General features: G+C 63.8%; 18 protein-coding genes and 2 pseudogenes. 17 read left to right on the top strand and 3 right to left on the bottom strand.

Annotated features, from left to right (window positions below):
• Positions 1 to 403: 403 nt before the first annotated feature.
• The 11 genes and pseudogenes from CK222_RS32510 to fni all read left to right on the top strand — a co-directional run bounded on the left by CK222_RS32510 (position 404) and on the right by fni (position 11,579).
• Positions 404 to 838, top strand: a complete 435-nt coding sequence (locus CK222_RS32510; protein ID WP_176477741.1) for a hypothetical protein — start codon at positions 404 to 406, stop codon at positions 836 to 838.
• A 15-nt stretch (positions 839 to 853) separates the two neighbouring features.
• The gene (locus tag CK222_RS31905) at positions 854 to 1,243 is read left to right on the top strand and encodes a hypothetical protein (protein WP_141245931.1); all 390 of its coding nucleotides are present in this window, start codon (positions 854 to 856) and stop codon (positions 1,241 to 1,243) included.
• A gap of 230 nt (positions 1,244 to 1,473) precedes the next feature.
• On the top strand, positions 1,474 to 2,676 hold the full coding sequence (locus tag CK222_RS25795; protein WP_095802352.1) for a cytochrome P450: 1,203 nt from the start codon (positions 1,474 to 1,476) through the stop codon (positions 2,674 to 2,676).
• A gap of 91 nt (positions 2,677 to 2,767) precedes the next feature.
• Positions 2,768 to 4,057 (top strand): cytochrome P450, encoded by a 1,290-nt coding sequence (locus CK222_RS25790; protein ID WP_095776553.1) that lies wholly within the window; start codon positions 2,768 to 2,770, stop codon positions 4,055 to 4,057.
• Between the two features lies 1 nt (position 4,058).
• Complete coding sequence (locus CK222_RS25785) at positions 4,059 to 4,367, top strand: ferredoxin (protein ID WP_095776552.1); 309 nt, start codon at positions 4,059 to 4,061, stop codon at positions 4,365 to 4,367.
• Positions 4,354 to 5,199 carry an SDR family oxidoreductase gene (locus tag CK222_RS25780; protein ID WP_095776551.1) on the top strand — a complete coding sequence of 282 codons (846 nt, stop codon included), beginning with the start codon at positions 4,354 to 4,356 and terminating at the stop codon, positions 5,197 to 5,199. Before CK222_RS25785 ends, CK222_RS25780 begins: the two co-directional genes overlap by 14 nt.
• Positions 5,199 to 6,542 (top strand): cytochrome P450, encoded by a 1,344-nt coding sequence (locus CK222_RS25775; RefSeq protein WP_095776550.1) that lies wholly within the window; start codon positions 5,199 to 5,201, stop codon positions 6,540 to 6,542. The genes CK222_RS25780 and CK222_RS25775 overlap by 1 nt, the downstream gene beginning before the upstream one ends.
• 136 nt (positions 6,543 to 6,678) lie before the next feature.
• On the top strand, positions 6,679 to 7,686 hold the full coding sequence (locus CK222_RS25770) for a polyprenyl synthetase family protein (RefSeq protein WP_170954335.1): 1,008 nt from the start codon (positions 6,679 to 6,681) through the stop codon (positions 7,684 to 7,686).
• 309 nt (positions 7,687 to 7,995) lie between these two features.
• Positions 7,996 to 9,546 carry a hypothetical protein gene (locus CK222_RS25765; protein ID WP_095776548.1) on the top strand — a complete coding sequence of 517 codons (1,551 nt, stop codon included), beginning with the start codon at positions 7,996 to 7,998 and terminating at the stop codon, positions 9,544 to 9,546.
• Positions 9,543 to 10,444 (top strand): annotated as a pseudogene (locus CK222_RS25760) (hypothetical protein). The gene CK222_RS25765 and the pseudogene CK222_RS25760 overlap by 4 nt, the downstream one beginning before the upstream one ends.
• A gap of 85 nt (positions 10,445 to 10,529) precedes the next feature.
• Complete coding sequence (gene fni, locus CK222_RS25755; protein WP_095776547.1) at positions 10,530 to 11,579, top strand: type 2 isopentenyl-diphosphate Delta-isomerase; 1,050 nt, start codon at positions 10,530 to 10,532, stop codon at positions 11,577 to 11,579.
• Between the two features lie 110 nt (positions 11,580 to 11,689).
• Here the strand turns inward: fni and CK222_RS25750 are convergent, their stop codons facing one another.
• Complete coding sequence (locus CK222_RS25750) at positions 11,690 to 12,616, bottom strand: dihydrodipicolinate synthase family protein (protein ID WP_095802376.1); 927 nt, start codon at positions 12,614 to 12,616, stop codon at positions 11,690 to 11,692.
• A gap of 18 nt (positions 12,617 to 12,634) precedes the next feature.
• A complete protein-coding gene (locus CK222_RS25745; protein WP_095776546.1) occupies positions 12,635 to 13,273 on the bottom strand; it encodes a LysE family translocator in 639 nt (212 codons plus the stop codon).
• A gap of 746 nt (positions 13,274 to 14,019) precedes the next feature.
• Between CK222_RS25745 and glmS the strand changes: the two genes are divergently transcribed.
• The gene (gene glmS, locus CK222_RS25735) at positions 14,020 to 15,843 is read left to right on the top strand and encodes a glutamine--fructose-6-phosphate transaminase (isomerizing) (protein ID WP_095802351.1); all 1,824 of its coding nucleotides are present in this window, start codon (positions 14,020 to 14,022) and stop codon (positions 15,841 to 15,843) included.
• Positions 15,844 to 16,042: 199 nt separating this feature from the next.
• Here glmS and CK222_RS25730 read toward each other — a convergent pair.
• Positions 16,043 to 16,315 (bottom strand): annotated as a pseudogene (locus tag CK222_RS25730) (coproporphyrinogen III oxidase); the annotation flags it as partial.
• 594 nt (positions 16,316 to 16,909) lie between these two features.
• Between CK222_RS25730 and hemN the strand changes: the two are divergent.
• The 5 genes from hemN (at position 16,910) to trbB (ending at position 23,137) form a co-directional block, all read left to right on the top strand.
• Positions 16,910 to 18,235, top strand: coding sequence for an oxygen-independent coproporphyrinogen III oxidase (hemN, locus tag CK222_RS25720; RefSeq protein WP_095802350.1), 1,326 nt, complete (start codon positions 16,910 to 16,912; stop codon positions 18,233 to 18,235).
• 421 nt (positions 18,236 to 18,656) lie between these two features.
• Positions 18,657 to 19,046, top strand: a complete 390-nt coding sequence (locus CK222_RS25710) for a hypothetical protein (protein WP_095776542.1) — start codon at positions 18,657 to 18,659, stop codon at positions 19,044 to 19,046.
• 565 nt (positions 19,047 to 19,611) lie between these two features.
• Positions 19,612 to 21,642: a conjugal transfer protein TraG gene (locus tag CK222_RS25705; RefSeq protein WP_095776541.1), complete on the top strand. Its 2,031-nt coding sequence runs from the start codon at positions 19,612 to 19,614 to the stop codon at positions 21,640 to 21,642.
• Positions 21,643 to 21,758: 116 nt separating this feature from the next.
• Positions 21,759 to 22,172, top strand: a complete 414-nt coding sequence (locus CK222_RS25700) for a CopG family transcriptional regulator (protein WP_095776689.1) — start codon at positions 21,759 to 21,761, stop codon at positions 22,170 to 22,172.
• Complete coding sequence (gene trbB, locus CK222_RS25695) at positions 22,169 to 23,137, top strand: P-type conjugative transfer ATPase TrbB (protein WP_095776540.1); 969 nt, start codon at positions 22,169 to 22,171, stop codon at positions 23,135 to 23,137. The genes CK222_RS25700 and trbB overlap by 4 nt, the downstream gene beginning before the upstream one ends.
• Positions 23,138 to 23,144 lie beyond the last annotated feature (7 nt).

Genomic DNA, 23,144 nt, shown 5'->3' with positions numbered 1-23,144 from the left:
GGGGATTACCCGGACGTACGTCAGCCGACACGCGCAATCGAGGCGTTCGTCGACTCAATTGACCGCTATTCATGTTCAGTGCTGCAAGTTCCGGCTGCGCCGAAGGTGAAGGAGGCGCTTGCCCGGACTGCGGCCCGCGCTGTGACCTTCGCGCTCGTCGGACTCTCTGTCGCGACTTACCCCGTCGTACCTGATTTCGCCATTTCCATCGCAAGGAGTCTGGGCTAGGGCTTCGCAAGCTCAGCTGGTTCGACCGCAACTGGATGGCCGAGCCAGTCCGTCTCTCTGCAAGCCATGACCCGGGCGGCCGTTGAATAGCCGATCAAAGACTTCGCGCGTTCACCGCGGTTTCGAGAATCAACCCAAGGACGCGAGCAAGCCGGGTGCATCGTGGGCTTCGTCTTTGATCAGCCTTGTCACCGAAACGACGCCGATGTCGTCCGGCTCGGCGAAGTCTGAAGTGTTGATGGCCTTCAAAAGCGCGGCTAAACGACAACAAGAGTTGGTTGTGTTGCAAAATTTTTTCTGTGTCATGAAGGTCAGTCGGGACCGGCCGCTTTCATGCCGCGAGTACGGCCATGAACGGAGGCTGACGCGACTCAGAAAGAGGCCTACGGGTGCGTACGTGGGGTGCTTTTTGCGCTACAGCCGCGCCTCCACGCGCCCGAAGGCAGCGGACGGTAGATCCGCTTCCGAGCGATTGGTAGTGGATCAAAAGCTCCGGAGATCTGCGCCGCTGACCATCGAATTCCGATGGTTCTTCCGCGCCGCCCCACATGATTTGAGCGCCAACATCAGCAATCGCTGGTGCCCTGATGTGCCGGTCAGGCTTCAATGACGGGGAAGTGGGAGGATGGCGCGTTTGCGGGGTGTGTCGCCGGTCTGGGGTGGGATGATCGTATACTATCCGACACTGTTCTGTCGCTTTTGTTGGGTCCCTGCCACCGGTCTTTTTCGCCGAGCTCTTGTCTGGCCTCACGATAATCCGCTCAAAAGCAATCACAATGTTTTTTCTTCTGCCGGGTCGGCCAAGTTGGCACGAATTTTGAAACTCCTTCGTTGGGAGCCGAGGCCGCCGGCCGACCTTCATTTCGTGGATGACACCGCGATCGATGGAACGAAGAAAGAAAAGCAAATGTCAATCCGCATCAAGATATCATTCTATGGCAAGGCGGCCTCGGCGAGGCCGCCCCGTACTGAAACAGGCGCCGCCCTTGTCGACCCTTGCGCCGGAAAATCTTGATGGCCGGCTGCGACTCAAAGGCCGGCCCACCACACTCGCTCAATCCTGCCTTCAAAGGCGCAGGATAAGTTCTGCATCTCGCCCCGCGCGGTATGGCTGGACAGTTATACGTTGGCCAATCTTGATAATCGAGCCGGCTACGCCGCGGAGGACGTCTACATGCCGTCTTACGTCATTCGCTCCCCGCAGCGCCTTCCGCCCTTCCATCGCTTAGAGAGTGAAGTGCCACCATGTCCGAACACCCCTTGCCGACACTGCCGATGTGGCGCGTCGATCACATCGAGCCCTCGCCCGAGATGCTGGCGCTACGCGCCAACGGTCCGATCCACCGCGTGCGCTTCCCGTCCGGGCACGAAGGCTGGTGGGTGACAGGCTACGACGAGGCCAAGGCGGCGCTGTCCGACGCGGCGTTCCGGCCCGCGGGAATGCCGCCGGCGGCATTCACCCCGGATTCGGTGATTCTCGGTTCGCCGGGGTGGCTGGTCTCGCACGAGGGGGGCGAGCACGATCGGTTACGTACGATCGTGGCGCCGGCCTTCAGCAACCGCAGGGTGAAGCTGCTCGCGCAGCAGGTCGAGGCGATCGCCGCGGAGTTGTTCGACAAGTTAGCTGTCCAGCCCCAGCCCGCCGACCTGAGGCGCCACTTCTCCTTTCCGCTTCCGGCCATGGTCATCAGTGCGCTGATTGGCGTGCTCTATGAGGATCACGCCTTTTTCGCCGGGCTGTCCGACGAGGTGATGACGCACCAGCATGAAAGCGGCCCGCGCAGCGCATCGCGTGTGGCCTGGGAAGAACTGCGCGCCTACATTCGCGGCAAGATGTGGGACAAGCGCCAGGATCCGGGCGCCAACCTGCTGACGGATCTGCTCTCGGCGGTCGACCAGGGCAAGGCGACCGAGGAAGAGGCGATCGGCCTGGCGGCGGGCATGCTGGTGGCGGGGCACGAGAGCACCGTGGCGCAGATTGAATTCGGCCTGCTGGCCATGTTCCGCCATCCGCGACAGCGCGAACGCCTGGTCAGCGATCCATCCCTGGTGGACAAGGCGGTGGAGGAAATCCTGCGCATGTACCCGCCGGGCGCGGGCTGGGACGGCATCATGCGCTATCCGAGGACCGACGTGACTATCGCGGGCGTGCATATCCCCGCGGAGAGCAAGGTGCTCGTCGGCCTGCCGGCGACGTCGTTCGATCCGCGCCATTTCGACGACCCGGAAATCTTCGATATCGGACGCGACGAAAATCCGCACCTGACGTTCTCGCACGGGCCGCACTACTGCATCGGCATGGCGCTGGCCAGGCTGGAACTCAAGGTGGTGTTCGGTTCGATCTTCCAGCGCTTTCCCGCGCTGCGCCTGGCCGTGGCGCCCGAAGCGCTGAAGTTGCGCAAGGAGATCATCACTGGCGGGTTCGAGGAGTTCCCGGTGCTCTGGTAATTCACGGACGCCGCCGGGAATCGCAATCTCTCCGCAACTTGCCGGCGGCCCTGGCGCGCCGGTCAGATCAGCCAGCCAATAGGTAACCAAGATGGACGTGCAAGAAACCATGGCAGCATGCCGGGACGCCTTCGCCGAACTCGCCTCGCCAGCGTGCATCCACGACCCGTATCCATTCATGCGGTGGTTGCGCGAGCACGATCCGGTGCATCGCGCGGCGTCAGGCCTCTTTCTGTTGAGCCGCCACGCCGACATCTACTGGGCGCTCAAGGCCACAGGCGATGCGTTTCGGGGACCGGCTCCGGGCGAACTGGCGCGCTATTTCCCGCGTGCGGCGACCAGCCTTTCGCTCAGTCTGCTGGCGTCCACGCTAGCGATGAAGGAACCACCGACGCATACGCGTCTGCGCCGGCTGATTTCGCGCGATTTCACCATGCGCGAGATCGACAACCTGCGGCCGAGCATCGCGCGCATCGTCGCAGCGCGCCTGGACGCCATGGCGCCCGCGCTGGAGCGCGGGGAGGCGGTGGACCTGCATCGGGAATTCGCGCTGGCCTTGCCTATGCTGGTGTTCGCCGAACTGTTCGGCATGCCCGAGGACGACATGTTCGGGCTCGCCGCCGGCATCGGCGCCATTCTGGAAGGCCTGAGCCCGCACGCCGGCGATCCCCAACTCGCCGCGGCGGATGCGGCCAGCGCCAAGGTGCAAGCCTACTTCGGTGAGCTCATCCGGCGCAAACGCACCGATCCCCGCCACGACATCGTCTCGATGCTGGTCGGCGCACACGACGACGATGCCGACACGCTGTCAGATGCGGAGTTGATCAGCATGCTGTGGGGCATGCTGCTGGGCGGCTTCGCCACCACTGCTTCGAGTATCGACCATGCGGTCTTGGCCATGTTGGCGTTTCCCGAACAGCGGCACTGGCTGCAGGGGGACGCCGTGGGGGTGAAGGCATTCGTCGAAGAAGTCCTGCGCTGCGACGCGCCCGCCATGTTCAGCTCCATTCCGCGTATCGCCCAGCGCGACATCGAACTGGGCGGCGCGGTAATCCCAAAGAACGCGGACGTGCGCGTGCTGATCGCGGCCGGCAATCGCGACCCCGAAGCCTTCGCCGATCCCGACCGCTTCGATCCCGCGCGGTTCTACGGCACCAGTCCTGGCATGTCGAGCGATGGGAAGATCATGCTGAGCTTCGGCCACGGCATCCACTTCTGCCTCGGTGCGCAACTCGCCCGGGTGCAGTTGGCCGAGAGCCTGCCGCCGATCCAGGCGCGCTTCCCCACGCTGGCATTGGCCGAGCAGCCGACCCGGGAGCCCTCCGCGTTCCTTAGGACGTTTCGCGCGCTGCCGGTGCGGCTGCAAGCGCAGGTGGGCTGAGATGCGCGTGGTGGTCGACCAGGACCTGTGCGGAACCACCGGGCAGTGCGCGCTGACGCTGCCGGGCACCTTTCGCCAGCGCGAACCGGACGGAGTGGCCGAACTGTGCGTGGCAACGATTCCGCAGGCGCTGCACGCCGCCGTGCGGCTCGCAGCCAGCCAGTGCCCAGTCGCCGCCATTCTGGTCATCGAAAGCGACGCTGGCGATGAGGAGCTCGCCAGCGCCGACCCTGCGCCTTCTCCGGTGGAGGTCGAGCGGCATGCCGCGAAAGACCAACGCAATCCAGGAGGACACGATGGGACGGTTTGAAGGCAAGGTGGCGGTGGTGACCGGCGCCGGCGCCGGCATCGGCAAGGCATGCGCCCTCGCCATCGCGCGCGAGGGCGGCAGAGTGGTGGTGGCCGACATTGATGCCTCGGCGGCCATCTCCTGCACCACGCAGATCGCGGCCGAAGCAGACCACACGCTGGCCCTGGCCATGGACATCGCCGACGCGCAGGCGGTGGCAGCGCTGTTCGAGGCGGCGCAGCGGCACTTCGGTGGGGTCGACCTGCTGGTGAACAACGCGAGCGCCATGCATCTGACCCCGCGCGACTGCGCGATCCTCGACCTGGACCTGGCGGTCTGGGATCAGACGATGGCGACCAATCTGCGCGGCACGCTGCTCTGCTGCCGACAGGCCATCCCACTGATGATCGCCCGCGGCGGTGGCGCGATCGTCAACATGTCGTCATGCCAGGGGCTCAGCGGTGACAGCGCGCAGACGTCCTACGCCGCGTCGAAGGCGGCGCTGAACATGTTGTCGGCCTCGCTCGCCACGCAGTATGGTCATGCGCAGATCCGCTGCAACGCCGTTGCGCCGGGTCTCATCATGACCGAGCGTCTCCTCGCCAAGCTTGACGAATGCATGCAACGGCATCTGCGCCGGCACCAGCTCCTGCCGCGTGTCGGCCGCCCCGAGGACGTGGCCGCGCTGGTGGCGTTCCTGCTCTCCGACGATGCTGCCTTCATTACCGGGCAGGTCGTGTGCATCGACGGCGGCATGCTGGCGCATGTGCCGACATACGCCGACGGAGGCAACAGCCCCGCCGCGCGGCCTACCGGGGGCATCGCCGAAGCGGCCGCGGAGCAGCACTGCTGATGGACATGCTGCTCAACCCCCTGGACCGTCGGCACCGGCTGCGGCATGACATCCCGGTCATGCCCGGCGCTTTCCCGCTGATCGGGCATCTTCCCGCCATCGTCTGCGACCTGCCGCGCCTGCTGCGGCGCGCGGAACGGACGCTGGGCAGCTACTTCTGGCTGGATTTCGGCCCTGCCGGCCACCTGATGACCTGCATGGATCTGGATGCGTTCGCACTGCTCCGACACAAGGACGTGTCCTCGGCGCTGATCGAAGAGATCGCGCCCGAATTGCTTGGCGGAACGTTGGTCGCCCAGGACGGCGGCGCGCACCGGCAGGCGCGCGATGCGATCAAGGCAGCGTTCCTGCCGAAGGGGCTGACCCAGGCCGGGATCGGCGACCTGTTCGCGCCCGTCATCCGAGCGCGGGTGCAGGCGTGGCGCGACCGCGGCGACGTAACCATCCTGCGCGAAACCGGCGACCTGATGCTCAAGCTAATCTTCAGCCTCATGGGAATCCCCGCGCAGGACCTGCCGAGGTGGCATCGCAAGTACCGGCAACTGCTGCAGTTGATCGTCGCGCCCCCAGTCGACCTGCCCGGACTGCCCTTCCGGCGCGGCCGCGCCGCCCGCGACTGGATCGACGCGCAGTTGCACCAGTTCGTCCGCGACGCGCGCGCGAATGCCGCGCGCACCGGGTTGATCAACGACATGGTGAGCGCCTTCGATCGCAGCGACGATGCGCTCTCCGATGACGTACTGGTCGCCAACATCCGCTTGCTGCTGCTCGCCGGTCACGACACCACCGCCTCGACGATGGCCTGGATGGTGATCGAGCTGGCGCGGCAGCCTGTGCTGTGGGACGTCCTGGTCGAGGAAGCGCAGCGCGTAGGCGCGGTGCCGACCCGGCACGCGGACCTGGCGCAGTGTCCGGTCGCCGAGGCGCTGTTCCGCGAGACGCTGCGAGTGCATCCGGCGACCACGCTCCTGCCGCGTCGCGCGCTGCAGGAATTGCAGCTCGGCCAGCGGCGCATTCCCACGGGCACCCACCTGTGCATCCCGCTGCTGCATTTCTCGACCTCGGCGCTGCTGCACGAGGCGCCTGATCAGTTCCGCCTGGCGCGGTGGCTGCAACGCACGGAGCCGATCCGGCCGGTGGACATGCTGCAGTTCGGTACCGGCCCACACGTCTGCATCGGCTACCACTTGGTATGGCTGGAAATGGTGCAGTTCTGCATCGCCTTGGCGCAGACCATGCACGAGGCCGGGGTGCGGCCGCGTTTGCTGAGCGGCGTCGAAAAAGGCCGGCGCTATTACCCGACCGCACATCCGTCCATGACAGTCCGCATCGGTTTCTCATGACCTGGCATGGCATGCCCCGTGTGGCGAGGCAGCGGCGCCGGCGACGGGCAGCATTGCAGCACTCGGCGCAACCGCTCGGCGCCGGCAAAACTGCGGCGGCTCGGCGCTCGCAGTGGCCGTGTCAGGTACAAGGACTATGAACAACATGCAGACCGGTTCCACGCTACACGACGACCGAACTGGCGTTTCCGCGCTCGGCGGATTGGCCGCGCAGGCGCGCGGCGCATCCGGCGCGCTACCGCCGGAGATCTGGATGCAGGACGGCGCAAAGCGGGTCGAACAGGCGCTTGCGCGTCTTCTCTGCGCCGAAGATGACGGTGAGACCGAGCTGATGGCGGCCATGCGCTACGCCACCTTGCACGGCGGGAAGCGCACCCGCGCCTTGCTCTGTCTGGCTGCCGGCGCACTGGCCGATACGCCGGCGCACATGCTCGACGACGTCGGAGCCGCCATCGAGATGATGCACGCCTGTACCCTGGTCCACGACGACCTGCCCGCGATGGACAACGACGTGCTTCGCCGCGGCCTTCCGACCGTGCACGTCAAGTTCGGCGAAGCCACTGCGATCCTGGTCGGTGATGCGCTGCAGGCGCACGCCTTCCTGACCTTGGCGACGCTGGATGCGCCGGGTAACAACCGTATAGCGCTCGTGCGCGAACTGGCGCAGGCGGTGTCCGCCGAGGGTGCCGCAGGCGGGCAAGCCTTGGATCTGTCGCTAGTCGGAAAGCACGTCGAGCTGGACAGGATCATGGCGATGCACCGGATGAAGAGCGGGGCGCTAGTACGCGCGTCCGTCCGCATGGGCACGCTATGTGCCATTGCGGAGGATACGGTGCACGCTGCGCTGTACCGTGCGCTCGATCGCTACAGCGCCTGTTTCGGGCTCGCCTTACAGGTGGTCGACGACATTCTCGACGCGACAGCCGATGCCGCGACGCTGGGCAAGACCCCCGGCAAGGACGCGGCGGCGCAGAAGCCGACTTGCGCGTCGATCATGGGGCTGCAGGCAGCGCGCCAGTTCGCGCTGGATTTGTTGCGCGACGCCGGGGAGGCCATCGCCCCGCTGGGGCCGCGTGCGGAACCGTTGGCGCAGATGCTGCAGCGGGCCAAAGCGTATCTCTGCAAGCACGCGCCATGCGCATGAGCGCGCCCGTCCGAATGAAGTCGCCCATGTGCCGCTGCGATCGGCCGGGGCCAGCGGTGCATGCTGCGCTGCGTCCGAGTCCGCGGCGATGGTCAGCGATTGCCCAGCACGGCCGCGGCACACCGGCGCGCCGCGCGCAAGCCTATGCAGCGCACCGGCGCCAGCATCGGGGCGCGTCGCCGCGCCGCAGCAGGGCGGCCGCCCGGCGTTGCACATGCGCCGGGCCGCGACGCGACGGGCCTGCGGCGAGGCGCGCGGCGTCTGCCCGATCCTGATTCTCGTCAACCGTCTGCCGAAGGAACATCCCGCGTGAACGCGCTGTCCGAACAGGTCCTTTCCGAACTGCGCCACCTGCTGAGCGAGATGAGCGATGGCGGCGCCGTCGGTCCGTCCGTGTACGACACGGCGCGAGCTCTGCATTTCCACGGCAACGTCACCGGACGGCAGGACGCCTACGCGTGGCTCATCGCGCAGCAACAGGCCGATGGCGGATGGGGAAACGCGGACTTCCCGCTGTTCCGCCATGCGCCCACGTGGGCGGCGTTGCTCGCACTGCAACGTGCCGATCCTATTCCCGGCGCTGCCGACGCAGTCCAGGCTGCAACCCGATTCCTCAAGCGTCAGCCCGATCCCTACGCGGATGCGGTGCCGGAAGACGCGCCGATCGGCGCGGAGCTGATTCTGCCGCAGTTATGCAGCGAGGCTTCATCCCTGCTGGGCGGCGTGGCGCTTCCGCACCACCCGGCGCTGTTGCCGTTGCGGCAAGCGTGCCTGGTCAAGCTGGGGGCGGTGGCGACGTTGCCGAGCGGCCATCCGTTGCTGCACTCCTGGGAAGCCTGGGGGACATCGCCGACCACGGCATGCCCGGATGCTGACGGCAGCATCGGCATCAGTCCGGCGGCCACCGCCGCGTGGCGTGCGCAGGCCGTGAGACAGGGGAGCACGCCGCAGGTTGGGCGCGCCGACGCGTATCTGCAAACGGCATCGCGGGCGACGCGCAGCGGCATCGAAGGTGTCGTTCCCAACGTCTGGCCGATCAATGTGTTCGAGCCATGCTGGTCGCTGTACACCCTGCATCTGGCCGGGCTGTTCGCGCATCCCGCGCTCGCTGAGATGGTGCGCGTGATCGTCGCGCAGCTCGAGGCCCGCCTGGGCGTGCGCGGTCTGGGCCCGGCCCTGCACTTCGCGGCCGATGCGGACGACACCGCCGTTGCGTTGTGCGTCCTACGCCTTGCAGGCCGCGACCCGGCGGTCGATACGTTGCGCCGTTTCGAAATCGGCGAGCTATTCGTGACCTTCCCCGGCGAGCGCAATGCTTCGGTTTCGACCAACATCCATGCCCTGCATGCGTTGCGACTATCGGGCAAGCCCGCCGCCGGCGCCAGCGCCTACGTCGAGGCCAATCGCAACCCGCACGGTCTATGGGACAACGAAAAATGGCATGTCTCTTGGCTGTATCCCACCGCGCATGCGGTCGCTGCGCTGGCTCAAGGCAAGCCCCACTGGCGCGACGAGCGCGCGCTGGCGGCGCTGCTGCAGGCGCAGCGCGACGACGGCGGCTGGGGCGCCGGTCGCGCGTCCACATTCGAGGAAACCGCCTATGCGCTGTTCGCGTTGCACGTGATGGACGGAAGCGAAGAGCCGATAGGGCGCCGACGCATCGCGCAGGCCGTGGCGCGTGCGCTGGAGTGGATGCTCGCCCGCTATACGGCGCATGCATTGCGGCAGATGCCGCTGTGGATCGGCAAAGAACTGTATTGCCCCACCCGGGTAGTGCGCGTGGCCGAACTCGCCGGGTTGTGGCTGGCGCTTGGTTGGGGGCAGCGCGTGCTGGCCGAGGGAGCAGGAGCGGCGCCATGACCCAGACCGAACGCGCGCTGCAGCAGGTGCTGGAGTGGGGGCGTTCCCTGACCGGGTTCGCCGACGAGCATGCCGTGGAAGCGGTCAGGGGCGGCCAGTACATCCTGCAGCGCATCGACCAGAGCCTGCGCGACACCAGCGCCCGCACTGGCCGCGATCCGCAGGATGAAACGCTGATCGTGACGTTCTATCGCGAACTGGCGCTGCTGTTTTGGCTCGACGATTGCAATGACCTTGGGCTGATCGCCCCGGAGCAGCTCGCCGCGGTGGAGCAGGCGCTGGGGCAGGGCGTACCGTGCGCACTCCCCGGATTCGAGGGCTGCGCTGTGCTAAGCGCTTCGCTGGCCGGGCTCGCCTACGATCGTCGCGACTATGCTCAGCTTCTCGACGATACCCGGTGCTACTGCGCGGCGCTGCGCGGCGGAGACGCGCAGGCAGCAGGGGCGGAACGCTGGTCCTACGCCGAGTACCTGCACAACGGCGTCCATTCGATCGCCTACAGGAACGTGTTGTGTTGCCTGTCGTTGTTGTGGGGGCTGGACATGGCGACTTTGCGCGCGCGTCCGGCGTTTCGCCAGGTCCTGCGGCTCATCTCCGCGATAGGGCGCCTGCAGAACGATCTGCATGGACGCGACAAGGACAGGTCGGCCGGCGAGGCCGACAACGCGGCGATTCTGCTGCTGCAGCGCTATCCGGCTATGCCTGTGGTGAAGTTCCTCAACGACGAGCTGGCCGGCCATACGCGCATGCTGCACCGAGTGATGGCGGAAGCACGCTTTCCCGCGCCGTGGGGACCGTTGATCGAGGCCATGGCAGCCATCCGCACACAGTATTACCAGACCTCGGCCAGCCGCTACCGCAGGGACACTGCGGGGGAGGCCAGCGTGGGCCGGCCTGAAGGCGCGGGAGGCGGCGACGTGCGCGCGCTGCCGTCAGTGCGATCCGACGCAACGCCGTCGCCCGATGCGACCGATGGAGCGAGCATGAACGACTCCGCCCTGAGCCGGCGCAAGGACGACCATCTTGGCATCGTGCTGGATCGGCGAACGGCGCCGGCCACGGTCGCCGCCGGCTGGGAGTATATCCGTTTCGAACACTGCGCATTGCCGGAGTTGGACCTGACGCAGATCGACCTGCGCGCCTCGCTGCTAGGCAAGACTATGCGCGCGCCGCTGCTGATCAGCTCCATGACCGGCGGCACGCCTCGCGCCGAGGCCATCAACCGGCATCTGAGCGAGGCAGCTCAAGCCTTGGGGATCGCGATGTGCGTCGGTTCGCAGCGCGTGAGCCTGCAATCCCGCAACTCCCAGGGGCTGACGCGCGCGCTGCGACACCTGGCCCCAGACATCCCCCTGTTGGCCAATATCGGCGCCGCGCAACTGCGCGAGGCCGACGGCCTAGACTTGGCGCGCCGGGCGGTTGATGCGCTGGAGGCCGATGGACTGATTGTCCATCTCAATCCGCTGCAGGAAGCGCTACAGCCGGAGGGCGACCGCGACTGGCGCAGCGTCCTGGCGCAGATCGCTCGTGCCGCGCGCAGTGTGGGCGTGCCGATCGTGGCCAAGGAAGTGGGCTCGGGCCTGTCCGCCTCGGTGGCCTCTGCGCTCGTCGAGGCGGGCGTGGCGGTGATCGATGTCGCCGGCGCCGGAGGCACCAGTTGGGCCGCGGTGGAGGGCGAGCGGGCCCGCGATGCCGCGGACCGTGCAGTGGCGATGGCGTTCGCCGACTGGGGGATTCCGACCCCGGGCGGGGTGCAGGCGGTACGTCGGGCGCTGCCAACGGTGAAGTTGATCGCTTCGGGCGGAATCCGCGACGGCGGCGACGTGGCCAAGGCCATCCGCCTGGGCGCGGACTTCGCCGGCCAGGCGGCCGGCGTGCTGCCCGCGGCGACGGTGTCCACCGAGGCGGTTGTCGCGCATTTCGAGATCGTCATCCGCCAGTTGGCAGTCGCCTGCTTCTGCACCGGCTCGGCTGATCTGGCGGCGTTGCGTCAGGCGCGCTTGTTGCCCTCGGCGCATCTGCCCGCCGGTTAATGCCGGCATCGTCCGCACGTGGTCAAAACGCCAGTTGAGCAGGGATCTAATTCTGCGCCGCCCAAACTTTCATCTCTCGAACGCTCGCGGAACGCCCACGCGCCGGCTGCCTAATCTAGCAGTTGCACTGGGCATGCTCTGTGCTCGGCTATCTCGAGCTTCTCCAGTGCCTGCCTGATGTCGTCTCCGGCGTCCTCCGGCAACGGCAAAATGGGGCGCGGTGGCTGGACGTGCGCCAGACCGAGGTATTCGGCGACGACGAACATAACGCGGAAGCTGCCGTAGCGCTTGAACACCGTCCAGAGCGGCTCGAAAGCGCGATTCAACCGAGTGGACTCCACCGCGTCGCCGGACTGCGCCGCACGCGTCAGCGCAAGCGCCGGGACCGCCAGCAGACCTGCCGCAACGCTGTACCAGGTGTCACATCCGGCGAGTAGGGCATCCGCCGCGCCCCAATCGCCGCTGTATCCGATTGTGAACGTGTCAGGCGTCATCGACCGCAAGCGTGCCAGTTCTCCCGTGTAATCCTCATTCACCGCCAGAGGCATTTTCACGGCGACGATGTTGGACACCTCTGACAGCCGGGCGATCAATGCGTCGCTGAATGTGAAGCGCGTGGTGCTTGGATTGTTGTATATGCACAAAGGCAGTTCCCCCGCCTCGGCAACCGCGACGAAGTGCTGGAAGACTTCATCCTCGTTCAGGGGAACGTAGGACATGGGTGCCAGGAGCAGGCCGTCAGCGCCAGCGCATTTTGCATCGCGCGCCAGAGCCTGAGCTTCGTCGGTACGCAATGCACCCACCCCCACGACAAGAGGCGTTTTGCCGCCGATGCATTCCACGGCAGCCTGAACGGCACGCTTGCGCTCTTCCCTCGTGAGGTAAGCATAACCGCCCGTGCTCCCCAAAAGGCCGATGGAGTCTGCTCCCGCTCGTTGAATACGCTCGAGAAAACGAGCCAATGCCTCGGTCTCGACATGCCCTTCCGCATCGGTTGGCGTGAGGGGGAACGCCGACATGCCGCGAAACAAAGTCATCATCCATTCCTTTCGAAGCTACATAGGGGAAAGCAGCATGCGCACCCCGGCGAACACGAAGAACATCGCCAGCAGACTTTCGATCCAACGGCGACAGCGGCGATACAGAGCCACCAGCGGCGGTGTGGAGAAGACAATGGCGTAGCCGCAGAATATCGTGACACTTAGGACGGCGCAGCCACCCAATATGGCCGCCATGGTCTGCCACGACGAATTCGGGCCGATCCCCAGTGTGACGAGCGCGATCCATGCCAGCACGGATTTAGGGTTCGCCAAATGCATCAAGAGACCCCTTCCATAGAGCTCACCCCGTGAAAAAGCGACTTCGTCGGTCGAGGCGCGCACCGCCAGCTTCTCGTTCGACGTAAGCGCCGACCGTCCCGCCCTGAAGGCGAGGAATAGCAAGTAAAGGCCCCCGAAAACCTGCAGGACGAGCAGTGCCTGGGCGTACCTGGCCAAGAGGGCGGAGATGCCGGTCGAGGCCATAAAACCCCAGAAGATCGAGCCGCTGACGACGCCAGAGGCGAGTATGAGCGCGGCACCCCTGCCGCGCGACATGGCAACCCCCATGATGCGCATGTTGCTCGGGCCGGGGCTCCCTGCGGCAATGACATAAGCAGCAAAGACGATGAGCAACTGATGGAGATCGACATTCATTCTCTCAGCCCTTGATAATCTCGATCGGATGGATCGCACCGGATTGCCACGGCCATGGATCCGCCGACCGGAAACGTCATCCGGGGGCGATGGCAATTTCTTGGCTCGCAATTTTGCATCAAGGCATTCAATCTTCCGACCAGGGCATTCGTCGCATCCGTCAATGCGTCGTCCGGCACGGTCTCCAACGCAGGTGACGCAAATGTCGTCGCGCCATCGTGCCTCCCCGTTCATCATTGTGTCGGGCATTCCACTCCCGTCAGAAGTGGCATCGACGTGGACGCTCGCGGCTCTAAATCCCCATGCAATATTCTCTATTCGACGTCGATGATGGGACCCTCAGACATCCAGGCAACTCCATCAATTCGAGCGCAAGCACCAAGAACGGCGCGACCGGTCCCGATCGCTTCCCTGACTGCAAGCCAATATTGCAGTTTACTGGTTCAAGATAAACTGCCACTTTCTGAGATTTTCAGCGGTCCAGTATAGGAGGATTCTCGCAGTACGGGAGCGACGGGTCGAATTTGCTCAAGAAGGCGCGGCCGCAAGAGCGGTCGCAGGTTGAACAGCTCCATCACCCGCAGCGGCCCCGGTTCGTCCATCCATAGCGTGGATGAGAGTTATCCTAATAATCAATTTTACTGATCTTACTGGATTTCATTAGAGGATTCTAACTGAGCGGGCCGGGCGCGTGTTCGGCCTCGTCTGCGTCGGCTGAAGCTGCCGGGAAGAATTCGGAGAAAAACATGTGCGGGATTGTTGGCATCGTTGGGCAACAGCCGGTGTCGGAGCGCCTGGTCGACGCGTTGAAGCGTCTGGAATACCGCGGCTATGATTCGGCCGGCATTGCGACGATCACCGAGGGCACCTTGCACCGCCGGCGCGCCGAGGGCAAGCTCGTCAATCTCGAGACGAGACTGAAGGAAGAGCCGCTGAGTGGCACCATCGGCATCGCCCACACCCGCTGGGCAACCCATGGGCCACCGACGGAACGCAATGCACACCCGCACTTCACGGACGGTGTGGCCGTCGTCCATAACGGTATCATCGAGAATTTCGCCGAGCTGAAGGACGAATTGGCGGCGACGGGAACCGAGTTCCAGACCGACACAGACACCGAGGTCCTTGCGCATCTTTTGGCAGGACACCGCCGGGCGGGCATGGGGCGCGGTGAGGCGGTGCATGCCATGCTGAAAAGCGTAAGGGGTGCCTACGCGCTTGCCATCCTCTTTGAAGATGATCCGTCGACCATCATTGCGGCGCGCAATGGACCACCGCTGGCGATCGGTCATGGCGATGGCGAGATGTTCCTGGGCTCCGACGCGATCGCGCTTGCTCCATTCACGAATGAAATCACCTATCTCGTCGACGGCGACTGGGCCGTAGTCAGCAGGACGGGCGCCGACATCTTTGATAACGACGGCCTCCCCGTCGCGCGTCCGCGCCAGACCTCCATGGCCGCGGCCACTCTGGCCAACAAGGGCAATCATCGCCACTTCATGGAGAAGGAAATCCTCGAGCAGCCCGAGGTCATCGCCGATGCGCTCGGTCAGTATACCAACCTCATAGAAAATGGCGCCGATGCGGTATTTGGCATCGACTTCGCCAGGATCCCGAGCTTGGCGATCTCTGCCTGCGGCACCGCGTATCTCGCCGGACTGATCGGAAAATACTGGTTCGAGCGCTATGCGCGCCTGCCGGTCGAAATAGATGTTGCATCCGAATTCCGCTATCGCGAGATCCCGTTGTCGCCGCAGTCGGCGGCTCTTTTCATTTCACAGTCGGGCGAAACCGCCGACACGCTGGCATCGCTGAGGTACTGCAAGCAGCTTGGGCTAAAAATTGGCGCCGTTGTCAATGCGTGCGAATCGACCATCGCTCGGGAGGCTGATGTGGTCTTCCCGATCCTTGCCGGCCCGGAGATCGGCGTCGCCTCCACCAAGGCCTTCACCTGCCAGCTCACCGCTCTTGCAGCACTCGCCATCCACGCAGCCAAGGCCCGCGGAACAGTGACGGAAGCTGAGGTGCAGGCGCTCGTCGGGAGCCTCACCGAAATGCCGCGCCTCATGAGGCAGGTACTGGACAGCGTCCAGCCGGAGATTGAGCTTCTGTCGCGCGAACTGTCAAAGTTTCATCATGTCCTGTATCTCGGCCGTGGCACAAATTTCCCACTGGCGATGGAAGGTGCGCTGAAGGTCAAGGAGATTTCCTACATCCACGCCGAGGGCTATGCGGCAGGTGAATTGAAGCACGGTCCTATCGCATTGATAGACTCGAACATGCCAGTGATCGTCATCGCGCCACATGATCGCTTTTTCGACAAGACCCTCTCCAACATGCAGGAAGTGGCCGCCCGCGGAGGGCGCATCATCCTCATCACCGATGGCAAAGGGGCAGCCGCATCGAAACTCGATACGATGCACACGATCGTGCTGCCGGCCACCGACGAGATTGTCGCGCCGATGATCTTCTCGCTGCCGATACAGCTTCTTGCGTATCACACGGCGGTCTGCGTGGGCACAGATCTCGACCAGCCACGCAACCTGGCGAAATCAGTCACCGTCGAATGATTGGGAAGCTTTCATAGGTACGCTCGCAAAATTGGCAAAACTCCAAGCCCCTTCAACCGGTGCAGGCGCGCACCGCCTGGGTGGAACATGCCGGTTAGCAACGATTGGTTATCCCTTTGGCCGCCCCTCACGCTGCTTGGGCTGGGCCTACGGGCAAACCCGGTCGAGAAGAGCATCGAATACGCAGCAATGGCGCTAATCACCGATGCTCCTGCCGCACGCGGATAAACCCCTCCGATGTCCACTATCACGTCCTCGGCCAGGATCGCCGAGCGTCTAGCTGAACTAAGAGAACGGATCGGATCAGACCCGTGGGCCGCACAGATTGCCGGCACGTCAGCGGCTCGATGATTGCGGCTCGCGCGTGGTCTTCGTCGGTGAGACGGTAGCCCCTTGACTTCGCCAGGCGGCCAGTTGCGATGTGCCGGCTGTAGCCATCCCGTGTAACCTCCTTCTGGGCATAACGCTCGCCGGTACCCCCGGCCAGTCGCAAGAGGATCGAGCGATGATCGGACGCTTCCAGGAACCGCTCGAAGGTTCGGTCGAGCGGACGACCGAAATAGCGGCCGCACAGCACGAGATTGGGCGAGACAAAGACAGGGACGATCAGCGACTTGAAGGGCGCCTTGACGTAAGTGATCGGCCTGTTAGAAGGATCCTGCGCGGCGAGCGCGGGCACGCCGGCGGCGGTCAGCGCGTCGAGGTCTTTGGACGCCAAGGTTGCATTCCGCCGATCCGGTCGATATCGAAGCTGGGATACTGGCCGAGCTCCGCATCCGACTAGTCGGATGCGCCATGCCGCCTTCCAGCAGCATCTCCTCGCCCAGGCGGACGCTGAAGGGAAGGGGATAAGATACTAGCCCCAAACCGTGTGCACGATACTCTCGACGGGAAACCCATGGCGCTTGTCGCGGACCAGCGCGTCCTCATACCGTCGCTGTCCAGCCAAGGCTGAACAGCGCTTATCGCTGCGAATCAGACCGAAAGCGGAACGGCCTGATATAGCGCAGAGACTCAGGAGAGCGCAGTGGTAAGGATGGAAGGCATCAACATGGGACGGTAAGTATTGCAGACCATAAAAGATCGCGAGGCCCGCCTGCCTTGGTACACCATCTATCCGACTGTCTCGGAGTTCTCTGGGGCGGTCGGCGCCGAGGCTTATGAGGAATGGCTCAAGAACCTACCGGCTGACGATCCGGCGTCACTCTACTTGCACGTTCCGTTCTGCCGATCAAAGTGCTGGTTTTGCGGCTTTCCCACCGCCATCACTCGCCATGATGCGCCGATCTTCGATTATCTGGCGGCGCTGCGTGACGAGATACGTTTGGTCTCGGAGCACGCGCCGCAGGCGCTGCCCGTCAGCGATGTGCATTTTGGCGGCGGAACGCCAACTCTCATGGGGCCAGTAGAGTTTCTCGCCCTGATGGAGTTCCTGCGCCGCCACTTTGCGCTCGCGAAAACGGCTACGATCGCCGTTGAGATCGACCCACGCACGTTCACGGCCGAGATGGCCGAAGCCTTGGAAGCAGCAGGCGTGAGCCGCGCGAGCCTCGGCGTGCAGAGCTTCGATCCCATTGTTCAAAAAGCGATCAACCGGGTCCAAAGCGAGGCGCAAACGGCGGCTGCCGTCGAAATGCTGCGTCGGCATGGAGTGAGAAGCATCAACTTCGACCTCATCTTTGGTCTCCCGCATCAAACGGTGCAATCTTGCGTCGAGACCACGAGAGCGGCGGTCGCCATGCGCCCCAACCGGCTTGCGGCGTTCGGCTACTCGCACATCCCGTCCTTTATTAAGATTCAGCGCCTCATCGAGGAGGCATCTCTTCCAGGCAGCGCTGCCCGCGCCGAACAGCATGCGGCCATTGCTGTGACGCTGATTGCCGCCGGCTACCGAGAGATCGGGCTCGACCATTTCGCCTTGCCCCACGACGATCTCGCCCTAGCACAGAAAACCGGTCGCCTGCGACGCAACTCGCTGGGTTACTCGGCCGACACCTGCAAAACCGTGATCGGTTTCGGCGCGTCGGCTATCGGGCGTGTCGGCGAGGGTTACGTCCAGAACGAGGTTACACGGGATTCCTACAGCCGGCACATCGCAGCTGGCCGTCTGGCGACGTCAAAGGGCTACCGTCTTACGGACGAAGACCGCGCGCGAGCCGCAATCATCGAGCGACTAATGTGCGATCTCAAGGCCGATGTGCCGGCAATCTGTGCCGCCCACGGGTCTGATCCGATCCATTTTCTCGAATCAGCTGAACGCTTGGCGATGCTTACCAAGGACGGAATTGTGGACATCGAAAAGGGTTTTGTCCGCGTATCGCGGCAGCATCGCTTTGCGATTCGCGCTGTTGCTGCCGCATTCGATGCTTTTCTCGACCGGGTTGCCCCGTGAGACAGCCAACGAGTGTGAGGGAGGCCAAGGCGACGCCGAAGCGAAAGTCGACGCACATGCGGTTTGCCTTCTTGTAGATCAGGATTTTTTAGCCGTCGCCGGCGTAGCGGGCCTCAAGCGGCTTCCCGCCCTCCAAGAAGGCCGCGGTGAGGGCGCAACGAGCCTCGAGATCTGCTTCCGATATGCGGACGGCTGCACAGGCGACGCGCAGATAGGCCAAGCGGGGAAGCAAAAGTTTCTCAAGAGTGGTGAAGAAGCCCGGCCTCGTTAACGCCAGCGAGCGCCCCTCAGGAGCGGCAGCCAAGGAGCAGCCGTTTATCGGCGATCGACTAAAACGATCGGTCTTTGTGGAGTTGGTCGACACCTGTGAACAAGCCGTGTGCGACATTGCAATAATCCATCTAATGGCTCAACTGCCCACATGGCCGTGAATGAACTGGATTTGTTGGTTTTCCAGATGGCAGTGGAAAGCGTCCGCTCACTCTGCTTGAGCTTCAATGACAAAGCGGCGGAAATAGCAGCGAGGAGCCGCGGAACCCTGCTTTTCGACGTGCGGGTTGACGATGACGCCGACATTCAGCGGATCGCAGCCATCCGATATCGAGACGACCAGATGGGTGTGGTGGCGTTGGACAGACAAGGCCTTGTTAGCCGCTACTGCGTCGTAAATGGTACCTTTTCCCGCTTCATTGTGCCGTTGGAAAATTGGACCAGCATGCCGGTGTCAATGCAGGCCAAAATCGATGTCACTCACCTTGCTAGCCTGTTCCTAGGGGCGTTGCGAAATGCGGGTCATATGCTTGGCAACTAGCGCTTGGCGGAACGCGTCTGTGGAATCCGCGTGGGCGTTGAACCGGTGGCCCATCGAGTTTCTGCAGCGCGCAGATGTGCCACGGCCGGGGAGTGATAGCCGCCTGTTCGACAGCATCGCCGGCGAACCTTGACACACAAGGAATGTTGGCAATTCGGCGTCCGAGAAGATCGCCCAAGATATCCTCAGCGCCCAATATGTCCCAGCTCGCCTGAGAAATTCCCATGGCGGCCAGGCTCACCTCGCGATCCGATCTCGATAGGCCTGTTGTGCCTCAGATCGGACTCGATGTTCAGGATTCCTCAGCGGCTTGCCCGCACCGCCACCGCCAGCTCTCCTACCAAATATCCGACGTGCTCACGATAAGCACGAACGATACGGGCCCCGCTCCGACACAGCAGTCAAGACTTGCTCGGGAATGCGCGAATATCGATACACATCTCGAAGGGAGAGCAACGGCGCGCCAAACAGCCTCATCGCACCAAGTCGTACATAGGGTGTATTCCCGTTCCGGCCGCGCCGGGCGATTCTCGATCCACCTCTCCAGAACGGCGGAGCAATCTCAGTGACGCCCACAAAGCTTCTGATTGGGCAGATCGCCATTGTGTTCGCCATCGTTCTCCTCGGCGTGTGGGCTGCCACACAATGGTGCGCTCATATGCTAGCCTTTCAGGAACAACTCGGCGCGCCCTGGTTTGTCGCGGCTGGCTGGCCGATCTACGAGCCGTGGAAACTGTTGGAATGGTGGTTCCAATTTGATGCCTATGCGCCCGAGGTATTCGACAAGGCCGGCATGCTTGCGGGCACCAGTGGATTGATGGGTTTTGCCGCTGCGATCGCTGGTTCCCTCTGGCGCGCGCGTCAGCGCGGGTTGGTCACTACCTATGGCTCCTCTCGATGGGCGGCGACGCGGGAGATCGAGAAAGCAGGGCTGTTTCAGCCGGCAGGCGTCTTCCTTGGCAAACTGAATGATCGGTATCTGCGTCATGACGGGCCAGAGCACGTCATGGCGTTTGCGCCGACACGTTCGGGCAAGGGCGTCGGACTGGTTGTGCCAACTCTTGTCTCCTGGTCCGGATCGGCCGTCATTCACGACATCAAAGGCGAGAACTGGCAGCTGACCGCCGGCTGGCGGTCGAGGTTCTCGTATTGCCTATTGTTCAATCCGACTGATCCGCGATCGGCCCGCTACAACCCGCTCTTGGAAGTGCGCAAAGGTCCGAACGAGGTCCGCGACGTTCAGAACATCGCCGACATCTTGGTCGATCCTGAGGGCGCGCTGGAGCGGCGTAATCATTGGGAGAAGACCAGCCATTCACTCTTGGTCGGCGCCATCCTGCACGTCCTCTATGCCGAGGAGGAAAAGACACTCGCTCGGGTCGCCACGTTCTTGTCGGACCCGCAGCGCTCATTTGTTGCAACGCTACAGCGGATGATGACGACCGACCATCTGGGCGCGGCGGAAAGGCCTCAAGTACACCCCGTTGTGGCTTCTGCGGCGCGCGAGGTGCTGAACAAGTCGGAGAACGAGCGTTCAGGCGTCCTCTCGACCGCCATGTCTTTTCTCGGGCTCTACCATGATCCGACCGTGGCTGCGGCCACTTCGTCTTGTGACTGGCGGATTGCCGACTTGATGGATGCCGCGCGACCTACATCGCTCTATCTGGTCGTGCCGCCATCTGACATTTCGCGCACCAAGCCTTTGGTGCGACTGATCCTGAACCAGATCGGCAGACGGCTCACGGAGCGCCTCGAGGGTGACCCAAAGAAGAGTCGCAAGCATCAACTGCTCATGATGCTGGATGAGTTTCCGGCGCTCGGTCGCCTCGACTTCTTTGAGACCGCGCTCGCCTTTATGGCCGGTTACGGAATTCGCGCCTACTTGATCGCGCAATCGTTGAACCAGATCTCCAAAGCGTATGGCGAGAACAACGCCATTCTGGATAATTGCCATGTGCGAATTGCCTTTTCCTCCAACGATGAGCGCACGGCCAAGCGAATCTCGGACGCGCTTGGCACGGCCACGGAATTGAGATCGATGCGCAACTATGCGGGCCACCGGCTGGCGCCCTGGCTCTCGCATGTCATGGTGAGCCGCCAGGAGACGGCCCGCCCGCTGTTGACGCCGGGCGAGGTGATGCAATTGCCGCCCTCGGACGAACTGGTGCTCGTTTCGGGATTGCCCCCCATCCGCGCCAAAAAGCTGCGCTACTACGAGGATCAGAACTTCACCGAACGGATGCTGCCTGCGCCGGTGCTGCATGACGGTCTCTACCCAGACTGCCCTGCGCCGCGCCAAGACGACTGGACTGGCCAAGTACGCCGAGTCGACCGTCGTCTTGCCTCCGACGACGAAAACGCTGGCGCCGCGCTTGCGGACGAGGGAGGTGTTCAGCAGCAGCGCCATCCCGGCCTGCCCGAAGAACATACCGCCGTCACCCGGGAACCGGACCAGGACGATCTGTCCAGACCCGCAGACGATGATAGCGAGGCGATGGCCGACAAGCGCGTCATGGACCGGATCTCCACCGTCGGGCGTGCCTATGGCATCAACGAGGGAAGGGGCGATGACAAGGATATCGTCCCCGGCTTCTGAAGGCCGGCGCGTAGCCGGCGTACTTCAGCGTAGATAACGGCCATAAGCGATTTCGGGGGTTTGGCCGATGCTTGTTCCCGTCGCCGGCGCAACGCCGGCCCGTCGGAACGAGCCGCATGAAGACCCACCGCATTCGTCACCAGTTTCTGCTCGAACCCGAATTGAGCGAGAGGCTGGAGAACCTCAGTCGCGATCCCTCGACGACCAAATCAGCCATTGTGGCCAAGGCTGTTGAGGCGTTCATCGAGCGGCGTGGCGAGAACGAGCTCGACCGGCGCTACGGTGTGCGGCTCGATCGTCTTTCACGCGACCTCGTTCAAGTCCGGCGCGATGCCGAAATGATCCTGGAGAGCCTGGCGCTCTTCATTCGCTTTTCGATCACGCTTCACGCGCACACGCCGGTTCCAGACAAGGCGACGCAAGCCATTGCTCAGGACCGTTTCGACAAATTCATCGAGCAGGTCGGTCGCCAGATTGCTTCCGGGAAACGGTCTCTCGGCAAGGAGAACGGCAGGGGAGGGGAACGATGAGCTCTCATCCGGAGGCCGACCATCGTCGCCGCGCGATGCTGCGCACCGCCATGGGCCCTGCGATCACCGAGGCGCTCTCCGATTCATTGGTGATCGAGGTGATGGTCAATCCCGACGGCGCGCTGCGGCTCGACCGGTTGGGCGAAGGCCGCGTCGATACGGGCGTGCACATGCATCCTTCGGAGGTGGAGCGCATTATCCGCCTGGTCGCGTCCCATATGCGCGCCGAGGCTCATGCCGACAACCCGATCGTCAGTGCGGAACTGCCGTCGGGCGAACGATTCGAAGGACTGCTGCCGCCTGTGGTGCTGGCGCCGTGCTTCGCCATTCGCAAACCAGCGGCAAAACTCTACACGCTGGCCAATTATGTCGCCGACCGCATCATATCGCCGCTGCAGGCCGATGTGCTGAGTAAGGCAGTGCGCGAGCGGCGCAATATCCTGGTCGCAGGCGGCACGTCCTCGGGCAAAACGACCCTTGCCAATGCGCTGCTGACCGAAGTCGCCGACTGCGACGAGCGGGTGATCCTGATCGAGGATACGCGCGAGCTGCAATGCGCAGCAAAGGACTGCGTTGCCTTGAGAACGAGGCGTGGTTCTGTAACGCTTGCCGATCTCGTGCGCTCGACGCTCCGGCTCAGACCCGACCGCATCATTGTCGGCGAAGTGAGGGGCGCGGAAGCGCTCGATATGCTCAAGGCATGGAACACGGGCCACCCCGGCGGCATCGCCACCGTTCACGCCAATTCGGCGCGCTCGGCTCTTTACCGTATTGAGCAACTCGCTCAGGAGGCCGTCGTCACCGTTCCTCGACGCCTCATCGCCGATGCGATCGATCTGATCGTCTTCATCGCCGGGCGCGGATCATCGCGCCGCATCGACGCGATTGCTGAGGTCACCGGTCTCGACGGCAGCGGCGATTACGCCGTCACCCAGCTCACGCCTCCTCAACTCCAGCAGCTTTGAAAGGTCA

The sequence above is a fragment of the Mesorhizobium sp. WSM3866 genome, assembly GCF_002294795.1.
In the GTDB taxonomy this organism is placed as follows: Bacteria; Pseudomonadota; Alphaproteobacteria; order Rhizobiales; family Rhizobiaceae; genus Mesorhizobium.
The sequence above is the reverse complement of the archived record's forward strand: the minus strand, read 5'-3'. Positions and strand labels throughout refer to the sequence as shown.